This is a genomic window from Halomonas sp. PBN3, from assembly GCF_000475415.1.
Taxonomy (GTDB): domain Bacteria; phylum Pseudomonadota; class Gammaproteobacteria; order Pseudomonadales; family Halomonadaceae; genus Halomonas; species Halomonas shengliensis.
Genome location: NZ_AXCA01000157.1, coordinates 109,918 through 129,330, shown reverse-complemented (window position 1 = coordinate 129,330; position 19,413 = coordinate 109,918). Strand labels below are relative to the sequence as shown.

Annotated in this window: 19 protein-coding genes; 13 read left to right on the top strand and 6 right to left on the bottom strand. The window is 70.5% G+C overall.

What is annotated here, in order from left to right; genetic code table 11:
- Nucleotides 1-9 precede the first annotated feature (9 nt).
- Both prfA and hemA read right to left on the bottom strand, forming a co-directional pair.
- Nucleotides 10-1,101, bottom strand: coding sequence for a peptide chain release factor 1 (gene prfA / locus Q673_RS27285; RefSeq protein WP_023005874.1), 1,092 nt, complete (start codon nt 1,099-1,101; stop codon nt 10-12).
- An 8-nt stretch (nt 1,102-1,109) separates the two neighbouring features.
- Complete coding sequence (gene hemA / locus Q673_RS27280; RefSeq protein WP_023005873.1) at nt 1,110-2,378, bottom strand: glutamyl-tRNA reductase; 1,269 nt, start codon at nt 2,376-2,378, stop codon at nt 1,110-1,112.
- Nucleotides 2,379-2,539: 161 nt separating this feature from the next.
- On the opposite strand from hemA, the gene Q673_RS27275 reads away from it, so the two are divergent.
- The 11 genes from Q673_RS27275 to htpX all read left to right on the top strand — a co-directional run bounded on the left by Q673_RS27275 (nt 2,540) and on the right by htpX (nt 13,529).
- Complete coding sequence (locus Q673_RS27275; protein ID WP_023005872.1) at nt 2,540-4,306, top strand: tetratricopeptide repeat protein; 1,767 nt, start codon at nt 2,540-2,542, stop codon at nt 4,304-4,306.
- Nucleotides 4,307-4,335: 29 nt separating this feature from the next.
- The gene (gene lolB, locus Q673_RS27270; RefSeq protein ID WP_023005871.1) at nt 4,336-4,953 is read left to right on the top strand and encodes a lipoprotein insertase outer membrane protein LolB; all 618 of its coding nucleotides are present in this window, start codon (nt 4,336-4,338) and stop codon (nt 4,951-4,953) included.
- Nucleotides 4,946-5,812, top strand: a complete 867-nt coding sequence (gene ispE / locus Q673_RS27265) for a 4-(cytidine 5'-diphospho)-2-C-methyl-D-erythritol kinase (RefSeq protein ID WP_023005870.1) — start codon at nt 4,946-4,948, stop codon at nt 5,810-5,812. Before lolB ends, ispE begins: the two co-directional genes overlap by 8 nt.
- Nucleotides 5,813-5,862: 50 nt before the next feature.
- Complete coding sequence (locus Q673_RS27260) at nt 5,863-6,804, top strand: ribose-phosphate pyrophosphokinase (RefSeq protein WP_200861406.1); 942 nt, start codon at nt 5,863-5,865, stop codon at nt 6,802-6,804.
- Between the two features lie 123 nt (nt 6,805-6,927).
- The gene (locus Q673_RS27255) at nt 6,928-7,563 is read left to right on the top strand and encodes a 50S ribosomal protein L25/general stress protein Ctc (protein WP_023005868.1); all 636 of its coding nucleotides are present in this window, start codon (nt 6,928-6,930) and stop codon (nt 7,561-7,563) included.
- Between the two features lie 89 nt (nt 7,564-7,652).
- Nucleotides 7,653-8,237, top strand: a complete 585-nt coding sequence (gene pth, locus Q673_RS27250; protein ID WP_023005867.1) for an aminoacyl-tRNA hydrolase — start codon at nt 7,653-7,655, stop codon at nt 8,235-8,237.
- Between the two features lie 189 nt (nt 8,238-8,426).
- Nucleotides 8,427-9,518 (top strand): redox-regulated ATPase YchF, encoded by a 1,092-nt coding sequence (ychF, locus tag Q673_RS27245; RefSeq protein ID WP_023005866.1) that lies wholly within the window; start codon nt 8,427-8,429, stop codon nt 9,516-9,518.
- Nucleotides 9,519-9,670: 152 nt separating this feature from the next.
- Entirely contained in the window at nt 9,671-10,072 is a 402-nt protein-coding gene (gene msrB, locus Q673_RS27240) for a peptide-methionine (R)-S-oxide reductase MsrB (protein ID WP_023005865.1), read from the top strand.
- A gap of 80 nt (nt 10,073-10,152) precedes the next feature.
- The gene (gene ylqF / locus Q673_RS27235; protein WP_023005864.1) at nt 10,153-11,121 is read left to right on the top strand and encodes a ribosome biogenesis GTPase YlqF; all 969 of its coding nucleotides are present in this window, start codon (nt 10,153-10,155) and stop codon (nt 11,119-11,121) included.
- A gap of 135 nt (nt 11,122-11,256) precedes the next feature.
- On the top strand, nt 11,257-12,486 hold the full coding sequence (locus Q673_RS27230; RefSeq protein ID WP_023005863.1) for a pyridoxal phosphate-dependent aminotransferase: 1,230 nt from the start codon (nt 11,257-11,259) through the stop codon (nt 12,484-12,486).
- A gap of 137 nt (nt 12,487-12,623) precedes the next feature.
- Entirely contained in the window at nt 12,624-13,529 is a 906-nt protein-coding gene (gene htpX, locus Q673_RS27225) for a protease HtpX (RefSeq protein ID WP_023005862.1), read from the top strand.
- Nucleotides 13,530-13,644: 115 nt separating this feature from the next.
- Here htpX and pdxB read toward each other — a convergent pair whose 3' ends face one another.
- On the bottom strand, nt 13,645-14,808 hold the full coding sequence (gene pdxB, locus Q673_RS27220) for a 4-phosphoerythronate dehydrogenase PdxB (RefSeq protein WP_023005861.1): 1,164 nt from the start codon (nt 14,806-14,808) through the stop codon (nt 13,645-13,647).
- Between the two features lie 92 nt (nt 14,809-14,900).
- Between pdxB and Q673_RS27215 the strand changes: the two genes are divergently transcribed.
- The gene (locus Q673_RS27215; protein ID WP_023005860.1) at nt 14,901-15,179 is read left to right on the top strand and encodes a hypothetical protein; all 279 of its coding nucleotides are present in this window, start codon (nt 14,901-14,903) and stop codon (nt 15,177-15,179) included.
- Nucleotides 15,180-15,226: 47 nt separating this feature from the next.
- On the opposite strand, the gene Q673_RS27210 is transcribed toward Q673_RS27215, so the two are convergent.
- Together Q673_RS27210 and rlmKL are read right to left on the bottom strand one after the other, a co-directional pair.
- Nucleotides 15,227-15,574 (bottom strand): glutaredoxin family protein, encoded by a 348-nt coding sequence (locus tag Q673_RS27210; protein ID WP_023005859.1) that lies wholly within the window; start codon nt 15,572-15,574, stop codon nt 15,227-15,229.
- Nucleotides 15,571-17,760, bottom strand: coding sequence for a bifunctional 23S rRNA (guanine(2069)-N(7))-methyltransferase RlmK/23S rRNA (guanine(2445)-N(2))-methyltransferase RlmL (rlmKL, locus tag Q673_RS27205; protein ID WP_031218094.1), 2,190 nt, complete (start codon nt 17,758-17,760; stop codon nt 15,571-15,573). The genes Q673_RS27210 and rlmKL overlap by 4 nt, the downstream gene beginning before the upstream one ends.
- Before the next feature lie 235 nt (nt 17,761-17,995).
- Here rlmKL and rmf point away from each other — a divergent pair, with 235 nt between their 5' ends.
- Nucleotides 17,996-18,202, top strand: coding sequence for a ribosome modulation factor (rmf, locus tag Q673_RS36010; RefSeq protein WP_081712014.1), 207 nt, complete (start codon nt 17,996-17,998; stop codon nt 18,200-18,202).
- A gap of 89 nt (nt 18,203-18,291) precedes the next feature.
- Here the strand turns inward: rmf and Q673_RS27200 are convergent, their stop codons facing one another.
- Entirely contained in the window at nt 18,292-19,308 is a 1,017-nt protein-coding gene (locus Q673_RS27200; protein WP_023005857.1) for a quinone-dependent dihydroorotate dehydrogenase, read from the bottom strand.
- Nucleotides 19,309-19,413: the final 105 nt, after the last annotated feature.

Here is a 19,413-nt window from a genome sequence, read left to right as displayed (position 1 = left end):
GTCGACACCTCAGGCCTCCTGCTGGAGGGCGGCGAGCTGCTCGGCCTGGTACTCGTGGATCAGCGGCTCGATCACCTCGTCGAGCTGCTCGCCGCCGATCACCTCGGCGAGCTTGTAGAGGGTGAGGTTGATGCGGTGGTCGGTGACCCGCCCCTGGGGGAAGTTGTAGGTGCGGATACGCTCGCTGCGATCGCCGGAGCCCACCAGCGAGCGCCGGGTATCGGCCTGCTGCTGGCGCTGGCTGTCCACGGCGTGCTGCTTGAGCCGGGCGGCCAGCAGCGACATCGCCTTGGCGCGGTTCTTGTGCTGGCTGCGCTCCTCCTGGCACTCCACCGCCACGCCGCTGGGCAGGTGGGTGATGCGGATGGCGGAGTCGGTGGTGTTGACGTGCTGGCCACCGGCGCCGCTGGAGCGGAAGGTGTCCACGCGCAGGTCGTTCGGGTCGAGGTCGATGTCGCCCACCGCCTCCACCTCGGGCATCACCGCCACGGTGCAGGCGGAGGTGTGGATGCGCCCCTGGGACTCGGTGGCCGGCACGCGCTGCACGCGGTGTGCGCCGGACTCGAACTTGAGCCGGGCGTAGGCCCCCTCACCCTTGATGCGCGCGATGATCTCCTTGTAGCCGCCCTGCTCGCCGTGGCTGGCGCTGATCACCTCCACTTTCCAGCCGTGCTTCTCGGCGTAGCGGGAGTACATGCGGAAGAGGTCGCCGGCGAACAGCGCCGCCTCGTCGCCGCCGGTGCCGGCGCGCACCTCGAGGAAGACGCTGCGGCCGTCGTCGGGGTCCTTGGGCACCAGCAGGCGCTTGAGGCGCGCCTCCAGGGCGTCGCGCTTGTCGCGCCCCTCGGCGAGCTCCAGCTCGGCCAGCTCGCGCATCTCGGGGTCGCTGTCGGAGGCGAGCTGTTCGGCGGCCTCGAGGTCGCCCTCCACGGCGCGGTAGTCGCGCCACGCCTCCACCAGCGCCTCGAGCTCGGCGTATTCGCGGGAGTAGTCGCGGAAGCGGGACTGGTCGCCGATCACCTCGGGCTCCGCCAGCAGGGCGGCGAGCTCCTCGAAGCGCTCGCCGAAGGCGTCGAGACGCGCACGCAGGGAAGCTTTCATGGATGGTCCTATCGGGTCTTGTCGGGGGTCGCGTCGAGCAGCAGGTCGGTCGCCGCCTGGAGCAGGTCGTGACGCTCGGCGGAGGCCGCCTCGCGCAGGGCCACGGTGGGGCCGTGCAGCAGCCGGTTGGTCAGCTGGTGGGCCAGGCGCCGCACCACCGCCTCGGGCTCCTCGCCGCGGCCAAGCCGCGCCAGGGCCTGCTCCAGGGAGTGGTCGCGCAGGCTCTCGGCGCGGGAACGGTAGTCGTGGATCAGCTCTCCGCCGCTGCGGATGCGCCGGTCGTGGAGCCAGGCGCCCACGCCGTGCTCGATCAGCGACTCGGCCTGGTCGGCGGCCACCTGGCGGTGACGGCGGTTCTCCGCGATCACCTCCTGCAGGTCGTCGACCGTGTAGAGGAAGATGTCGGCCAGTTGCCCCACCTCGGGCTCGATGTCCCGGGGCACGGCGATGTCGACCATGAAGATCGGCCGGTAGCGGCGCTTCTTCAGCGCCCGCTCCACCATGCCCTTGCCGAGGATCGGCAGCGGGGCGGCGGTGGAGGAGATGACGATGTCGGCCTCCGCCAGGGCGTCGGGGATGGCGTCCAGGGTGATCGCCTGGCCCCCCAGGGGCGCGGCCAGCTGTTCGCCGCGCTCGCGGGTGCGGTTGGCCACGGTCAGCTGGCGCACCCCCGCCTCCACCAGGTGGCGGGCGACCAGCTCGATGGTCTCGCCGGCGCCGATCAGCAGCGCTCGGGCGCGGCCGAAGTCCTCGAAGATGCGGCTGGCCAGGCTCACCGCGGCGTAGGCCACCGATACCGGGTTGCGGCCGATGCCGGTCTCGGTGCGCACCTGCTTGGCCACCGCGAAGGTGTGCTGGAAGAGGCACTCGAGCTCCTTGCCCAGGCCACGGGCCTCGCGGCTGGCCTGGTAGGCATCCTTGAGCTGGCCCAGGATCTGCGGCTCACCCAGCACCATCGAGTCGAGCCCCACCGCCACCCGCATCAGGTGGCGCGCGGCCTCGTGGTCCAGGTAGTGGTAGGCGCAGCGCGAGAGGTCCTCCACCGGCAGGCCGTGGAAGCGGCCCAGCCAGTCCAGCACCACCGTCTCGCCCTCGGGCTCGGTCACGCAGTAAAGCTCGGTGCGGTTGCAGGTGGAGAGCACGGCCGCCTCCCTGACCTCGGGCAGGCTACGCAGCTCGCCCAGCGCGGCGTCGAGCTCGGCGGGGTCGAAGGCCACCTGTTCACGCACCTCTACGGTGGCGGTGCGATGGTTGATTCCAAGGGCAAGCAGCGTCATGCGTCGGGCATCTTGAACGTGGTGTGTGCGGCGATTCGGCCTCCAGGCCGAGCGCCAGGATTCTATCACAGCCCTGCCGGCAAGGGCTCTCCCCCGCGGTGCCTTTGCCCGCGCCGGCCGAGCCGTTATGCTGGGGCCACGCCCCGCAAGCCGAGACCCCCATGGCCCGCGCCCCCTTCTCCTCCCCGTTACTGCGCCTGGCGGCCCCCTCGCTGGCCCTGCTGCTGGCCGGTTGCCAGGCGCTCTCCCATGATGCGGCGGGGACGCCGGCGATGGCGGACCCGCTGGAGGGCGCCCCGCCCATCACCCGCGGCCTCGACGCCGAGGGGCTGGCGGGGCTGCTCACCGCGGAGCTCGCCGGCCAGCGTGGCGACTACCGTCGCGCCGCCGAGGGCTACCTGGCGGCCAGCGAGCGCTACGGCGATCCCGGCCTGGCCGAGCGGGCGGCCCTGGCCGCCAGCTTCGGCGACCAGCGCGAGCTGCTCAACCGCGCCGCCCGGGAGTGGCAGGCGCTCTCCCCCGACAGCCCTGCCCCGGCGCGGCTGCTGGCCGGGCTCGCCGTGCAGCGCGGCGACTGGCCCGAGGCGCTGCGCCAGCGCCTGGCCCTGGTGCGCGAGGGCGGCGACAGCGAGATCACCTCGCTGGTGGAGTCGGCACTGGCCGCCGAGGCCGACCCCGCCCCGCTGTTGGCCCTGCTGCGCGACCACCTGCGCGAGGCGCCGAGCGACGCCCGTCGTCACGATGCCGAGCTCGCCACCGCCCTGCTCGAGGTCGCCGTCGGCGATACCGAGGCCGCCGAGCGCCGCCTCGACCGCCTGGGCGACCGTGCCCCCGAACTTCCCGCGCTGTGGCTGACCCGGGCCCGCCTGACCCAGGAGGCCGACGACCCGCGCGCCGCCCGTGCCGCCGCCGCCCGCGGCCTCGAGGTCTCCCCCGGCGATGCGCGTTTCATCCTGCTGCTGGCCCAGAGCGAGCTGCGCCTTGGTAACGTGGCGGCCGCCGAGGCGCGCACCGACGCCCTGCTCGCGGAGCACACCGGCGACGCCAGCCTGGCCATCGGCCTGGCCCGGCTCTACCTCGACGAGGGCTACCCCGAACCGGCGCGCCGCCTGCTGCTGCCCCTGGTGGAGGAGCCCGATGCCCCGGCCGGCGCCTTCCTGCTGCTGGGTGACATCGCCCGAGACGAGGGCGAGGCCGACAACGCCCTCCTCTATTACCGCCAGGTGCGTGACGACGAGGCCTTCCTGCTCAGCCGCCTGCGCGCCGCCGAGGCGCTGATCGAGGAGGACCGCCTCGACGACGCCCGCGACTTCCTGCGCGCCGAGCGCCTGCGCCACGACGACCGCTTCGACGACCTGGTCGGCCTGGAGGTGGAACTGCTCGACCGCGAGGGACAGGAGGCGGCCGCCGACGCCCTGCTCGACCGCGAGCTCGCGCGCACCCCCAATGACGAGGCGCTGCTCTACCTGCGCGGCATGCGCGCCTTCGAGGCCGGTGACCTCGAGGGCATGGAGCGCGACCTGGGGCGCATCATCGAGCGAAACCCCGACAACGCCATGGCCCTCAACGCCCTGGGCTACACCCTGGCCGACCAGGGGCCCGCCGCGCGCCTGGATGAGGCCCGCGAGCTGATCGAGCGGGCCCACGAGCTCGACCCCGACAACCCCGCCATCCTCGACAGCCTGGGCTGGGTGCGCTATCGACAGGGCGACCCCATGGCCGCCCTACCCTGGCTCGAGCGTGCCTACGCGGCGATGCCCGACCAGGAGATCGCCGCCCATCTCGCCGAGGTGCTGTGGGTGCTGGGGCGCCAAGAGGCGGCCCGCGAGCTGGTCGGCGAGGCCCTGGAGCGCTTCGACGAGCGCCCGCTGATCGAGGAGCTGCTCGAGCGAGAGCCGGGACTCACCCCCGCGCCTGCCGCCGACTGATCACGCCTGCCCGCCATTCAAGGAACCCCATGCGACACCCACGACCGCTACGCCTTATCGCCGCCCTGCTGCTGCTGGCCCTGGCCGCCGGCTGTGCCCGCCAGGCGCCACTGCCCGAAGGGGAACGCGCCGCCGGCCAGTGGCAGGCCCAGATCGAGCGCGTCGAGGCCCTGGAGACCTGGCAGCTGGCCGGCAAGGTCGGGCTGCGCACCCCGCAGGACTCCACCAGCGCCACCCTCGACTGGAGCCAGTACCCCCACTACTACCGCCTGCTGATCAGCGGCCCCTTCGGCGGCGGTCGCACCACCCTGGAGGGACGCGAGGGGCGCTTCTCGCTGACCAACGCCGAGGGACGCTTCGAGGCCGAGACCCCCGAGGCGCTGATGGAGGCACAACTGGGCTGGTCGCTGCCGCTGGGCGCCCTCTCCCGCTGGGTGCGCGGCCTGCCCGGCGAGGCGAGCGCCCACCGCCTGGAGAGGGACGAACTGGGCTTCCCCGCGCGCCTCGAGCAGGATGGCTGGGAGATCGCCTACCGCGACTGGACCCGCGGCGAGGGGCTGTGGCTGCCGCGTCGGCTGGTGATGACCTACGGCGAGCTGCGCGTCACCCTGGTGGTCAACGAATGGCGTCCCGGCGACGATGAGTGATGCCCTGCCCGCCTCGCGCCTGACCCTGCCGGCGCCGGCCAAGCTCAACCGCATGCTGCACATCACCGGGCGACGCGCCGATGGCTACCACGAGCTGCAGACGCTGTTCCAGTTCCTCGACCACGGCGACACCCTGCACCTGGCGCCCCGCGACGACGGCGAGATCCGCCTGACCCCGGGGATCGCCGGGGTGGCGCCCGAGAAGAACCTGATCGTGCGCGCCGCGCGCCGCCTCCAGGCCGAGAGTGGCTGCCCGATGGGCGCCGACATCCACCTGGAAAAGCGCCTGCCCATGGGCGGCGGCCTGGGCGGCGGCAGCTCCGATGCCGCCACCACCCTGCTGGGCCTCGATGCCCTCTGGGGACTGGGACTGTCGCTGGAGCGCCTAGCCGCGCTGGGCCTCGCCCTGGGGGCCGACGTACCGGTCTTCGTGCATGGCCACGCCGCCTGGGCCGAGGGGATCGGCGAACGGCTCACCCCGGTGACCCTCGACACCCCCTGGTTCGTGGTGGTGCACCCCGGCATCGAGGTCGCCACCCCCGCGGTGTTCCGGGCCCCCGAATTGACACGTCACACCCCCCCGATTACCATGGCGCGCGCACTGCAGGGGGGGGCGTCCAGCTGGCGCAACGACTGCGAGGCCACGGTACGAGCGCTCTACCCGCCGGTGGCCGCGGCGCTGGACTGGCTCTCCGAGCGCGCGCCGAGCATGCTCACCGGCACCGGTGCCTGCGTCTTCGCCCGTCTGGCGACGGAGGAGCAGGCCGATCGGCTGCTCGCCGCGATCGGCGAGCGCTGGCAGGCCTTCAAGGCGCGTGGCCTGAACCGCTCTCCTCTTCATGACGTTCTGGATCGTTGATCCTCCCCGATCCGAACCCTGTCGACCCAACACTGCATAGGTGGCTGCGCGTGTCAAATTTGATGGTTTTCGCCGGGAACGCCAATCCCGAACTCGCCCGTAAGATCGCCGAGAGTCTGGACACCTACCAGGGCAACGCCACGGTCGGCCAGTTCAGCGACGGCGAGATCGCGGTCGAGATCAACGAGAACGTGCGCGGCAAGGACGTCTTCGTGCTGCAGTCCACCTGTGCGCCGACCAACGACAACCTGATGGAGCTGATCCTGATGATAGACGCCCTGCGCCGGGCCTCTGCGTCACGGATCACCGCGGTGGTGCCCTACTTCGGCTACGCCCGTCAGGACCGTCGCGTGCGCTCCGCCCGGGTGCCGATCTCGGCCAAGATCGTCGCCGACATGATGGTCAAGGCCGGCGTCGACCGGGTGATGACCATGGACCTGCATGCCGACCAGATCCAGGGCTTCTTCGACGTGCCGGTGGACAACGTCTACGGCTCGCCGATCCTGCTCGACGACATCGAGCGCCAGAACTACGAGAACCTGGTGGTGGTCTCCCCCGACGTGGGCGGCGTGGTTCGCGCCCGGGCCATCGCCAAGCAGCTCAACGCCGACCTCGCCATCATCGACAAGCGTCGCCCCTCGGCCAACCAGGCCCAGGTGATGCACATCATCGGCGAGATCGAGGGCCGCAACTGCGTGGTGGTCGACGATATGATCGATACCGCCGGCACCCTGTGCAAGGCCGGCGAGGCGCTCAAGGATCACGGCGCCCATCGCGTGGTGGCCTACGCCACCCACCCCATCCTCTCCGGTCCGGCGGTGGACAACATCACCGGCTCGGTGCTGGACGAGGTAGTGGTCACCGACACCATCCCGCTCTCCGACACCGCACGCCGCAGCGGCAAGATCCGCCAGCTCAGCGTGGCCGGGCTGATCGCCGAGGCGATCCGTCGGGTGAGCAACGAGGAATCCGTCAGCGCCATGTTCCACTGAGAGAGCTCCACTGAGGGCAACCTCGGCAACAGGCGCCGGAAAGCGCCCTTCGGGGCACCCGGAAGCGTCAGGGCTCTGGTCGCGGACCCTGGCGTTTCCCTACTTCAAACGAGAGGCAATTCCATGTCTGACTTTACCCTTAACGCCAGCGTTCGCAACGACCTGGGGAAAGGTGCGAGCCGCCGCCTGCGTCGTGCGAACGAGCAGGTTCCCGCCATCGTCTACGGCGGTGAGCGCGAGCCGCAGCCGGTCGCCGTCGAGAAGTCCGCCTTCTACAAGGCGATCGAGCAGGAGTCCTTCTTCTCCTCGGTTATCAACCTGGTGATCGACGGCAAGAGCGAGCAGGTGGTGGTGCGTGACCTGCAGCGTCACCCCTACAAGCCGCTGGTCACCCACGCCGACTTCCTGCGCGTGGACGCCACCCACGAGATCACCCTCAACGTGCCGCTGCACGTGGTGGGCGAGGAGAAGTGCAAGGGCATCAAGGACGAGGGTGGCGAGCTGCACGTGCTGGCCAACGAGGTCCAGATCAGCTGCCTGCCCAAGGACCTGCCCGACTACCTCGAGGTGGACATCACCGCCGTCGAGCTGGGCAGCACCCTGCACCTCTCCGACCTGACGCTGCCGGCCGGCGTGACCCTGGTCGAGCTGAGCCACGGCGAGGACCATGACCAGGCGGTGCTGAGCATCACCAAGCCCAAGGTGCGCGCCGAGGAAGACGAAGGCGAGGCCGCCGAGGGCGAGCAGGGCGAGGAGTGATCCTCACCCGCTCAGGGGCCGCGCCTGGCGCGGCCCTCCCCCTGTCGATCAAGCGCCCCGGCGCTTGATTTTTTTTGGAGGCAAGACGCATGGGACAGGTCAGAGCGATCGTCGGGCTGGGCAACCCCGGCGCCGACTACGAAGCCACCCGCCACAACGCTGGCGCCTGGCTGGTGGAGGCGGTGGCCCGCCGCGCCGGCGCCGCGCTGCGTGCCGACCGCAAGTTCCTGGGGCTTCACGCGCGGGTGCAGTTCGAGGGCCATGACCTGCACCTGCTCAACCCCACCACCTTCATGAACCGCAGCGGCGGCGCCGTGGCCGCGCTGTGCCAGTTCTACAAGATCGCCGCGGACGAGCTGCTGGTCGCCCACGACGAGCTGGATATCGCCCCCGGCACCGCACGCTACAAGAGCGGCGGCGGCCACGGCGGCCACAACGGCCTGCGCGACATCGTCAGCGCCCTGGGCAACGAGCGCGGCTTCCATCGCCTGCGCATCGGCATCGGCCACCCCGGTGACTCGCGCCAGGTGACGAACTACGTGCTGGGTCGCCCCGGCAAGGCCGAGCACGCCGCCATCGAGGCCGCCATCGACGAGTGCCTGGCCACCCTCCCCGACGCCCTCGACGGCCAGTGGGCCAAGGCCATGAACCGGCTGCACAGCTTCTCCGCCTGAGGCGGAGAAGCCGGCCGTAAGCCGTAAGCCGTAAGCCGTAAGCCGTAAGCCGTAAGCCGTAAGCCAGTATGTGGCGGCAAAGACTCACGCCCGGGGTTTTCTTACAGCTTAAAGCTTAGAGCTTACCGCTGTTATCTCGTAGAATACTCGCCACTTTCCACTCGCGAACACGCTTTCCAGGACGATCCCATGGGTTTCAACTGCGGTATCGTCGGCCTGCCCAACGTCGGCAAGTCGACCCTCTTCAATGCCCTGACCAAGTCCGGCATCGACGCCGAGAACTTCCCCTTCTGCACCATCGAGCCCAACGTCGGCATCGTGCCGATGCCGGACCCACGCCTCGACAAGCTGGCCGAGATCGTCAAGCCGGAGAAGGTGGTGCCCACCACCATGGAGTTCGTCGACATCGCCGGCCTGGTGGCGGGCGCCTCCAAGGGTGAGGGGCTCGGCAACCAGTTCCTGGCCAACATCCGCGAGACCCAGGCCATCGCCCACGTGGTGCGCTGCTTCGACAACGACAACGTCATCCACGTAGCCAATCAGGTCGACCCGCGCGCCGACATCGAGACCATCAACCTGGAGCTGGCCCTGGCCGACCTCGACACCGTGGAGCGTGCCATCCAGCGCCTGGTGCGCGTGGTCAAGGGGGGCGACAAGGAGGCCATCGCCACCAAGGCGATCCTCGACCGCATCCAGCCCCACCTCGCCGAGGGCCAGCCGCTGCGCAGCTTCGGCCTCGACGACGACGAGAAGAAGCAGCTCAAGAGCTTCGGCTTCCTGACGCTCAAGCCCACCATGTACATCGCCAACGTCAACGAGGACGGCTTCGACGACAACCCCTACCTCGAGGTGGTCAGGGAGATCGCCGCCGAGGAGGGCGCCGTGGTGGTGCCGGTGTGCAACCAGATCGAGGCCGAGATCGCCGAGCTCGACGACGAGGAGCGCGCCATGTTCCTCGACGAGATGGGCATGGAGGAGCCGGGGCTCGACCGCGTGATCCGCGCCGGCTACGCCCTGCTCGGCCTGCAGACCTACTTCACCGCCGGGGTTAAGGAGGTGCGGGCCTGGACGGTGAAGGTGGGCGCCACCGCTCCCGAGGCCGCGGGGGTGATCCACACCGACTTCCAGAAGGGCTTCATCCGTGCCGAGGTGATCGCCTTCGATGACTTCGTCACCCTGGGCGGCGAGCAGGGCGCCAAGGACGCCGGCAAGTGGCGCCTGGAGGGCAAGGAGTACGTGGTCCAGGACGGCGACGTCATCCACTTCCGCTTCAACGTCTGAGCCCGCCCCTCGTCATCGCCCTGCCCCATGCGCCCCCACCACGCCGGGGGCGCCTGCGTCGAGGCGGCGTGACCGCCGAGCGCCGGGGACTCCCCCGCCGTGTCTCTGGCGTGCCACAATGACCTCATCCCCCAACGACGAGGAGACCCGCCATGCCCTGGAAAATCGAGAAGAGCGACGCCGAATGGCGTGAGCAGCTGACGCCCGAGCAGTACCGCGTCACCCGCGAGCAGGGCACCGAGCCCCCCTTCAGCGGCGACTGGCGGGTCAGCGAGGAGCACGGCATCTACCACTGCGTCTGCTGCAACGCCCCGCTGTTCGAGAACGAGCACAAGTTCGAGGCCGGCTGCGGCTGGCCCAGCTTCGACCGCCCCATGACGCCGACCTGCATCGAGGAGCATCCGGACACCTCCCACGGCATGCGGCGTACCGAGGTGACCTGCGCCCGCTGCAGCGCGCACCTCGGCCATGTCTTCCCCGACGGCCCCGCCGACACCACCGGCCTGCGCTACTGCATCAACTCGGTGGCGCTGGACTTCCACGCCGGGGAGTAGCCTTGCGTCACATCCTGCCGCGGCCGTGCATCTGCTAAGATGGGCGGCCGTTTTCCAAGGCAGACCAAGAGAGGCCGCCCATGCTCGGCTGGTACCCGGGACACATGCACAAGGCGCGGCGCCAGATCACCGAGGCGCTGCCGGAGATCGACGTGGTGATCGAGGTCCTCGATGCCCGCCTCCCCTACTCCAGCGCCAACCCCATGCTCGCCGAGCTCACCCGCCACAAGCCGGTGCTCAAGATCCTCTCCCGCGCTGACCTTGCCGACCCCGAGCGCACCCGGGAGTGGGTCGCCCACTTCGACGCCCAGCCCGACATGCGCGCGCTGGCCGTGACCACCACCCAGGCCCGGGAGCTCAAGCGCATCCCGAAGCTATGCCACGAGCTGGCCGGCCAGGTCCGCGCCGACCGCGACGTGCGGGTGATGGTGATGGGCATCCCCAACGTCGGCAAGTCGACCCTGATCAACGGCCTGGCCGGCAAGGCGATCGCCAGGACCGGCAACGAGCCGGCGGTGACCAAGCGCCAGCAGAAGGTGCGCATCGGCAACCGCGTGGCGCTGATCGACACCCCCGGGGTGCTGTGGCCCAAGATCGAGGACCAGGCCAGCGCCTATCGCCTGGCCGCCAGCGGCGCCATCCGCGACACCGCCATCGACTACGTCGACGTGGCAGTGGTGGCCGCCGCCGAGCTGGCCCGCCGCTACCCCGAGGCACTCACCGCCCGCTACCGGCTCAAGGCACTGCCGGCCTACACCCCCAACCCCGAGGCCGAGCGGGTCGAGGCCGACGGCCCCGACAGGGTCGACCTGCTGGCCGTGGCCGGCTTCGACGGCCATGCGATCCTGGCCGAGGTCGCCAGCCGGCGCGGCGGCCTGCGCCCCGGCGGCGAGGTGGACCTGCACCGCGGCGCCGAGGTGCTGCTCCACGAGCTGCGCGACGGCAAGCTCGGCCGCCTGACCCTGGAGACCCCGGCGGACATCCCGCCGGAGCCCGTGGAGGCGCCACCCTCCGGCGAGGGTGACGCCGACGCCGGCCACACCGCATAATCTTCCAATCACTGATCACCTGGGTGGCGGGGCGCCGGGGACGGGTCGAAGGGAATGCACCAAGACCCGTCGCCGGATCAGCCCCGATCGCATGACAGCCCTGGTAACCACCCTGGACACTGGACACCGACCGACATGGACACCGCCCCGATCCGGAAATCGCACAAGCTGCACAACGTCTGCTACGACATCCGCGGCCCGGTCCTCGACCATGCCAAGCGCCTCGAGGAGGAGGGCCAGCGCATCCTCAAGCTCAACATCGGCAACCCCGCTCCGTTCGGCTTCGAGGCCCCCGAGGAGATCCTCCAGGACGTGATGCGCAACCTGCCCACCGCCCAGGGCTACTGCGACTCCAAGGGGCTCTACTCGGCGCGCAAGGCGATCATGCAGGAGTGCCAGCGCAAGGAGATCCCCGGGGTCGGCATCGAGGACATCTACATCGGCAACGGCGTCTCCGAGCTGATCATGATGGCCCTGCAGGCGCTGCTCAACGACGGCGACGAGGTGCTGATCCCGGCGCCGGACTACCCGCTGTGGACCGCCGCCGCCAACCTCGCCGGGGGCCACGCCGTCCACTACCTCTGCGACGAGCAGGCCGACTGGGCGCCGGACCTGGACGACATCCGCGCCAAGGTCACCGCCCACACCCGGGCCATCGTGATCATCAACCCCAACAACCCCACCGGCGCCGTCTATCCGCCGGCGGTGCTGCGCGAGCTGCTGGAGATCGCCCGCCAGCACGACCTGGTGGTGTTCTCCGACGAGATCTACGACAAGATCCTCTACGACGAGGTCGAGCACGTGGCCACCGGCGCCCTGGCCGGCGATGACCAGCTGGTGGTGACCCTGAACGGCCTCTCCAAGAGCTACCGCTGCGCCGGCTTCCGCTCCGGCTGGCTGACCCTCTCCGGCAGCATCGCCAAGCAGCGCGCCGCCGACTTTATCCAGGGGCTGACCATGCTCGCCTCGATGCGCCTGTGCGCCAATGTGCCGGCGCAGCATGCCATCCAGACGGCGCTCGGCGGCTACCAGTCGATCAACGACCTGATCCTGCCGGGCGGGCGCCTGCTGGCCCAGCGCGACATCACCTTTGAAAAGCTCAACGCCATCCCCGGCGTCAGCTGCGTCAAGCCGAAGGGGGCGCTCTACGCCTTCCCGCGCCTGGACCCCAAGGTGTTCAACATCCAGGACGACCAGCGCATGGTGCTCGACCTGCTGCTGCAGGAGAAGATCCTGCTGGTCCAGGGCACCGCCTTCAACTGGCCGGAACCCGACCATGTGCGCATCGTCACCCTGCCCTGGGCCGACCAGCTCGGCGACGCCCTGGACCGCTTCGCCCGCTTCCTGTCACGCTACCGGCAGTAGCGGCGCCGGCCAGGGCACCCGGCGCTTGAAACCCACGGGCCCCGGCCGTATCTAAGCTAATGCTTCTGAACGCCGCGCCTCGGCGCGGCACCTCACTCCGGCCCCCTTTCCCCCGATAACCATTGGAGACCCCCACCATGATGCGAATCCTGCTCTTCCTGGCCACCAACCTGGCGGTACTGCTGGTGGCGAGCATCACCCTGCGCCTGCTGGGCGTGGAGAGTTATCTCAGCGACCAGGGGATCAACTTCCAGAGCCTGCTGATCTTCTGCTTCATCTTCGGCATGGCCGGCTCGATGATCTCGCTGTTCCTCTCCAAGTGGATGGCCAAGCGCAGCACCGGCACCGTGATCATCGAGACGCCGAGCAACGCCACCGAGAAGTGGCTGCTCGACACCGTGGAGGAGCTCTCCCGCAAGGCCGGCATCAAGACGCCCGAGGTGGGCATCTTCCCCGCCCAGCAGTCCAACGCCTTCGCCACCGGCTGGAACAAGGACGACGCCTTGGTGGCGGTCTCCGCCGGGCTGCTCAACCGCATGCGCCCCGAGGAGGTGCGCGCGGTGCTGGCCCACGAGATCGGCCACGTGGCCAACGGCGACATGGTCACCCTGGCGCTGATCCAGGGGGTGGTGAACACCTTCGTGATGTTCTTCGCCCGGGTGGTGGCGCACCTGGTGGACCAGTTCCTGCGCGCCCGCAGCGACGACGGCGCGGGGCTCGGCTTCATGGGCTACTTCGCGGTGGTGATCGTCGCCGAGATCGTCTTCGGCATCGTCGCCTCGGCCATCGTCGCCTGGTTCTCGCGCTTCCGCGAGTACCGCGCCGACGCCGCCGGCGCCAGGCTCGCCGGCTCCGGGGCCATGATCAACGCCCTGGCGCGGCTCAAGGCCGAGACCGAGCTGCCCGACCAGATGCCGGACACCCTGCGCGCCATGGCCATCACCAAGGGCCAGACCCGCTCGCTGATGGAGAAGCTGTTCGCCAGCCACCCCCCTCTGGACGACCGCATCCGCGCGCTGAAGGAAGCCGCCTACCGCGAGTAAGGTCGGGTTCGCGCGCTCAAGGAAGCCGCCTGCCGCGAGTGATACCGAGGCAACACCGCCACGCAACGGGCCCGCCTTTTGGCGGGCCCGTTGCGTTGGCACGTCTACGGTGAGGCTAGGCGGTGGTGACCCGGGCCCCCGCCCCGGCGAGCCACCGCGCCGTCTCGCGCTCCGCCGTCGGCAGGACCACCTCGAGGGTGGCGAACTCCCGGCGCAGGGGATAGTCGGCGCGGCAGGCGTCGAAGCCGGCGGCCATGCCCCGGGCACGATGCTCGCGGCGCAGGGCGTCGTGGTCGCGACGCGGGTCATAGACCGCGCGCAGGGCCAGGCGCAGGGCCTCCTCGGGGCCGAGCCCCGGCCCCAGCACCAGGCGGGCCAGCGGCGGCGCCGGCAGCAGGTCGTCGAGGGTGACCCGGCACGGCAGGCCGAAGGCCTGGCAGAGTGCACGGGTGATCTGATGGGTGCCGCGCAGCTTGCCGTCCAGGCTGTGGCCGGCGACATGGGGGGTAGCGATCTCGGCGAGGTCGCGCAGGGCGGCGTCGATGGCGGGCTCCCGCTCCCAGACGTCGAGCACCGCGGCGATATCGGCCTGCCCCGCCAGGCGCGCACGCAGGGCGTCACCCGCCACGCAGTCGCCCCGCCCGGCGTTGAGCAGCACCGTCCCCGGCGCCAGGGCGGCGACGCGCTGGGCATCCAGCAGGTGATGGGTGGCATGGGGGCCCTCGCGCACCAGCGGGGTGTGCAGGCAGAGCACGTCACAGGTCTCGATCAGGGCATCGAGGGAGACGAAGCGCGCGGCCTGCTCGGGCGGGACGTCGCCGGCCTCGACCCGCGGCGGGTCACAGGCCAGCCAGTCGATGCCCATGGCTGAGAGGCGCGCGAGCAGGCGTCCGCCCACGTTGCCGGCGCCCACCACCCCCACCCGGCGCTCCGCCAGCCGCCAGCCCTGGCGCTCGGCGAGGGTCGAGAGGCTGACCAGCACATAGTCAACCACCGCCTCGGCGTTGCAGCCCGGGGCACTGGCGAAGCCGATGCCACACTCGGCCAGCAGCGCGGTATCCACATGGTCGGTACCGATGGTGCAGGTACCCACGAAGCGCAGCCGCCGTGCCTCGGCCAGCAGCGCGGCATCGACCCGGGTGATGGAGCGCACCACCAGGGCATCGACGTCGCACAGGTCGGCGGGGGCGATCTCGCGCCCCGGACGGCGCACTACCTCTCCCAGCGGAGCGAGGCAGGCGTCGGCGGCGGGCACGTTGGCGTCGACGAGGATCCTCATGGCACGTTGTCCGCCTCCGGTAAGCCATTACAATAGGCCACCACCTTACCACTTCGCCGCCCAGGCCGGCACGCAGCAGCGCGGGAGCTTCGATGATCATTCGCTGGGAAACCGACCATGACTATGTGCTGGTGCACATCCACCAAGACATGTTCGGCGACTGGATCTTCAGTCGTGCCTGGGGGCAGATCGGCACCCAGTTCGGCGGCCTGCGACACCAGCTGGCCGACGATCGCGACCAGGCGCTGATGTGGCTGGCCGACGAGGCCACCATCCAGGCCTCGCGGGGCTTTCGCAAGGTGCTGGAGGAGGAGGATCACACCCCGGAGGGGCGCGAGGCGGTCAGCCAGCTCTCGCTCCTCGAGACGTAAGTTTCCAGGAGCGAAGCGACGCTCATCCCGCTCCTGACGACGCCGGGCTATCCCAGATAGCGCCTGCCGCCGCGCAGCGTCGCCGGCCGCGCCACGCGGGGCTCGGCCTCGCCGGCAAGCTCCCGCGCGAGTAACCTCCAGGCCGCCTCATCCAGCCAGCCCCGGGCCGCCAGCCAGGCTCTGAGCCGCTCGGGCTCGAAGCCACGATCGAGCTCGTCGCCCTCGCCATCGGCAAGCACCGGGATGCGCACCCCGTAGCGCGCCATCAGCCGCTCGTCCTCGCTGATCTCGACCCGCTCGAGGGTGACCGGCGCGTGGCAGAGCCGCGTCAACAACGCCTCCAGCTGGGTGCAGAGGTGGCAACCCAGGGTGGTGTAGAGGGTCAGCCGGATCATGCGTCGCCCCCTCTCCGGGATTCCCGGTGGCGGATCAGGAAGACGTGGTGCAGGTCGGGGTTGCGCGAGAAATCCGGGTCGAAGGTCCGCGCCGAGATCTCCTCCACCGCGTAGTGCTCCGCCAGGTCACCGTCCAGGGTGAAGCGGCGCTGGTTGTTGGAGAACACCAGGGTGCCGCCCGGTGCCAGGCGGGCCATGGCCAGGCGCACCAGGCGGCCATGGTCACGCTGGATATCGAGGGTGTCCGCCATCTTCTTGGAGTTGGAGAAGGTCGGCGGGTCCATGAAGATCAGGTCGAACTCGGCGCGCGCGCCCTGCAGCCAGCGCAGGCAGTCGTCGCGTATCACCCGGTGCCGGCCGGGGTCGAGGCGGTTCAGGGCGAAGTTGTCCCGGGCCCACTGCAGGTAGGTGTTGGAGAGGTCGACGCTGACGCTCTCGCTGGCCCCGCCCAGGGCCGCCTGAACGGTGGCCGCCCCGGTGTAGCAGAAGAGGTTGAGGAAGCGCCTGCCCGCGGCCATCTCGCCGAGCATCCGACGCACCGGCCGGTGATCGAGGAAGAGCCCGGTGTCCAGGTAGTCGCGCAGGTTGACCCACAGCCTGGCGGGCCCCTCGCGGACCTCGAAGCGCTCGCCGGTGGCGGCCTGTTTCTGGTACTGGTCGCGTCCGCTCTGGCGCTGGCGACGCTTGACCACCACCCGGGCGGGGTCCACCTCGAGCACCTCGGGAATCACCGCCAGCGCCTCGTGAAGCCGCTTCTGGGCCTGGGCGGCGTCCACCGACTTCGGCGCCGCATACTCCTGGACGTGCACCCGGTCGCCATAGACGTCCACCGCCACCGCGTACTCCGGCATGTCGGCGTCGTAGAGCCGGTAGCAGCGCTCGCCGCTCTTCTTGAGCCACTTCCTCAGCCGCTTGCGGTTCTTCTCCAGGCGGTTGGCGAACATCTGTGCCCCCTCTGAGCGCGTCGGGACGGAGGCAACCTCGGCGTCATCGCCGCCCTCGGGCACCGCCATCAGCAACAGCTTCGCCTCCAGGGGACCGTTGCGCAGCGCATACTGCTTGTGGGCACGCAGGCCGATGCGATGCCCCAGGTCCGGGTTGGCGGTGAACACCGCCAGGGCCCAGCCGGGGAAGGCGGCGCGTACCCGTTCACCCAGTCGCGCGTAGAGCGTGACCAGCTCCGGCAGCTCGCCCAGGCGCTCACCGTAGGGCGGGTTGGTGATCACCAGCCCCGCAGGCGCCTCCTCGAGCCCCGCGGGACGCTCGAGCTCGGCCAGGCCCGCCCCACGCAGCGTGATCAGCGCCGGGATGCCGGCGCGCATGGCGTTGGCCTTGGCCGCGGCGAGGGCCGCCGGGCTCTGGTCGAAGCCGAACAGGCGCGAGCGGCAGCGCCGGCGGCCGATGCCGGCCCGCGCCTCGGCCTCGCGCCTGAGCTCGCGCCAGGCGGCCTCGTCATGGGCGGCCCAACCGTGGAAGCCGAAGCGCTCCCTGGCCAGGCCCGGGGCGATATCGGCAGCCATCATGGCGGCCTCGATCAGCAGGGTGCCGGCGCCGCACAGCGGATCCACCAGCGGTGCCCCCTGACGCGCCAGCGCCGGCCAGCCCGAGCGCACCAGCAGCGCCGCGGCGAGGTTCTCCTTGAGCGGGGCGTGGCCCACGTCGCGCCGGTAGCCGCGCCGGTGCAGGCTCTCCCCGGCGAGGTCGATGCCCAGGACGAGGCGACCGCGGTGCAGGTGGGCGTAGAGGCGCAGGTCGGGGGCCTTGATGTCCACCGACGGGCGCGCCTGCCCGCGGGCCTGCAGGCGCTCCACCACGCCGTCCTTGACCGTCTGGGCGCCGAAGCGGGTATGGCGGATCTCGTCGCTGCGACCATGGAAGTCCACCGCCAGGGTGCTGCCCTCGGCCAGGTGCTGTTCCCAGGGCAGGGCTGCGGCGGCGAGGCGCAGCGCCTCGGGGGTGGCGGCGCCCTCCTCCCGGGCGAGACACAGGATCACCCGGTTGGCCAGGCGTGACCAGAGGCAGAGGCGGTAGGCGGTGGCGACATCGCCAGCGGCGCTCACCGCCCCCACGGTGCGCTTGCCGGGGGTAGCGCCGAGGGCCTCCAGCTCCTCGGCCAGCAGCTCCTCGAGGCCGCGTGGGCAGGTCACCAGGAGGTCGAGGGGAGAAGGGGCTTGGGTCGAAGTCATGTCGGGTACCGCGGCGGCAATAGGATGAATGTGGACGATGACAGGCGCTTGAACGCGCTGTTACAAATCGATGGTCGACAACCCGGATCAGGATGGGCTATCAATAAGTCAGTAGCTACTGGAAACACGCATGCGTTCCTGTCAGCGGGCCTGTCGCACCCGGCCCGTGGCACGTTACGGCTCGGCCTGATGTCGCAGGCCGAGCCAGTCAGATACCTTTTCAAGAGGTAGTCCAATGAAACGACAGAAACGTGATCGCTTCCAGCGTGCCTATATCCATGGCTATAAGGCAGGTGTCTCAGGTCGCTCCCGCGATGACTGTCCCAGTCAGGACGTCAATCTTCGCGAATACTGGATGAGCGGTTGGCGTGAAGGTCGTGGGGATCATTGGGCCGGCATGACCGGTGTCTCCGGCATCCACAAGAACCCCATGGTGGTGTGATCCCAATCCCGCAAGCGGTTCACGCTTCCCCGAGCCCGCGCCGCGTCGCGGGCTTTTTGCGTCCGGGTATCGGCATCGGTCGATCCGCGTCACGCCCCGTCGCGCAGGGCCCGGGCGCACTCCCCCACCAGTTCGGGCCCCCGGTAGATGAAGCCCGAGTAGAGCTGCACCAGGTCCGCCCCCGCCTGGCGCTTGGCCAGGGCCGTCTCGCCGCTGTCGATGCCGCCCACGCCGATGATCGGCATCTCGGGCAGCTGGCAGCGCAGCTCGCGGATGACGGCGTTGGAGGCCTCGAACACCGGCCGCCCGGAGAGGCCACCCGCCTCCTCGGCGTGGGCCAGGCCCGCCACCCCCTCCCGGGACACGGTGGTGTTGGTGGCGATCACGGCATCGATGGCGTTGTCGGCCAGGCACCTCGCCACCAGCCCCACCTCCTCGGCGTCCATGTCGGGGGCGATCTTCACCGCCAGCGGTACCCGGCGGCCGCTGGCGCGGTCCAGGCGCGTGCCCGCCTCGCGCAGCGCCGAGAGCAGGCCGTCGAGGTGCTCACCGAACTGCAGGTTGCGCAGCCCCGGGGTGTTGGGCGAGGAGATGTTGACAGCGACGTAGTGGGCGTGGGCATGGACCTTCTCCAGGCAGGCCAGGTAGTCGTCCACCGCGCGCTCCACCGGGGTGGTCAGGTTCTTGCCGATGTTGATGCCGATCACGCCGTCGTAGCGGCTGGCCCGCACCCGGGCCACCAGGTGGTCGACCCCGGCGTTGTTGAAGCCCATGCGGTTGATGATGGCACCCGCCTCGGGCAGGCGGAACAGCCGCGGGCGGGGATTGCCGGGCTGGGGCCGGGGGGTCACGGTGCCCACCTCGACGAAGCCGAAGCCCAGGGCGCCCAGGGCATCCAGGTGGTCGGCGTTCTTGTCGAGCCCCGCGGCCAGCCCCACCCGGTTGGGGAAGCGCAGCCCCATCAACTCCACCGGATCCGCGACGCGCCCACCGCCGAGTCGCGCCGCCAGCCCCAGGCGCCCGGCCAGGTCGAGCCCCCTGAGCGACACGTCGTGGGCGGTCTCGGGATCCAGGCGGAAGAGCAGCGAGCGGGCGACGGAATACATGGCATCTCCTGGCGATGGGCGGGAGGGGGCAAGGGTGTCGAGCGAGGGCGGGCGTGAGTATAGCAGTGCGGCGGCCGCGAAACGACGCCGGCGCAGGACAGCCCC

Excerpts from the sequence above, each read along its gene's own strand:
- prfA (WP_023005874.1), bottom strand. The coding sequence starts at position 1,101 with ATGAAAGCTTCCCTGCGTGCGCGTCTCGACGCCTTCGGCGAGCGCTTC.
- hemA (WP_023005873.1), bottom strand. The coding sequence starts at position 2,378 with ATGACGCTGCTTGCCCTTGGAATCAACCATCGCACCGCCACCGTAGAG.
- Q673_RS27275 (WP_023005872.1), top strand. The coding sequence starts at position 2,540 with ATGGCCCGCGCCCCCTTCTCCTCCCCGTTACTGCGCCTGGCGGCCCCC.
- lolB (WP_023005871.1), top strand. The coding sequence starts at position 4,336 with ATGCGACACCCACGACCGCTACGCCTTATCGCCGCCCTGCTGCTGCTG.
- ispE (WP_023005870.1), top strand. The coding sequence starts at position 4,946 with ATGAGTGATGCCCTGCCCGCCTCGCGCCTGACCCTGCCGGCGCCGGCC.
- Q673_RS27255 (WP_023005868.1), top strand. The coding sequence starts at position 6,928 with ATGTCTGACTTTACCCTTAACGCCAGCGTTCGCAACGACCTGGGGAAA.
- pth (WP_023005867.1), top strand. The coding sequence starts at position 7,653 with ATGGGACAGGTCAGAGCGATCGTCGGGCTGGGCAACCCCGGCGCCGAC.
- ychF (WP_023005866.1), top strand. The coding sequence starts at position 8,427 with ATGGGTTTCAACTGCGGTATCGTCGGCCTGCCCAACGTCGGCAAGTCG.
- msrB (WP_023005865.1), top strand. The coding sequence starts at position 9,671 with ATGCCCTGGAAAATCGAGAAGAGCGACGCCGAATGGCGTGAGCAGCTG.
- ylqF (WP_023005864.1), top strand. The coding sequence starts at position 10,153 with ATGCTCGGCTGGTACCCGGGACACATGCACAAGGCGCGGCGCCAGATC.
- Q673_RS27230 (WP_023005863.1), top strand. The coding sequence starts at position 11,257 with ATGGACACCGCCCCGATCCGGAAATCGCACAAGCTGCACAACGTCTGC.
- htpX (WP_023005862.1), top strand. The coding sequence starts at position 12,624 with ATGATGCGAATCCTGCTCTTCCTGGCCACCAACCTGGCGGTACTGCTG.
- pdxB (WP_023005861.1), bottom strand. The coding sequence starts at position 14,808 with ATGAGGATCCTCGTCGACGCCAACGTGCCCGCCGCCGACGCCTGCCTC.
- Q673_RS27215 (WP_023005860.1), top strand. The coding sequence starts at position 14,901 with ATGATCATTCGCTGGGAAACCGACCATGACTATGTGCTGGTGCACATC.
- Q673_RS27210 (WP_023005859.1), bottom strand. The coding sequence starts at position 15,574 with ATGATCCGGCTGACCCTCTACACCACCCTGGGTTGCCACCTCTGCACC.
- rlmKL (WP_031218094.1), bottom strand. The coding sequence starts at position 17,760 with ATGACTTCGACCCAAGCCCCTTCTCCCCTCGACCTCCTGGTGACCTGC.
- rmf (WP_081712014.1), top strand. The coding sequence starts at position 17,996 with ATGAAACGACAGAAACGTGATCGCTTCCAGCGTGCCTATATCCATGGC.
- Q673_RS27200 (WP_023005857.1), bottom strand. The coding sequence starts at position 19,308 with ATGTATTCCGTCGCCCGCTCGCTGCTCTTCCGCCTGGATCCCGAGACC.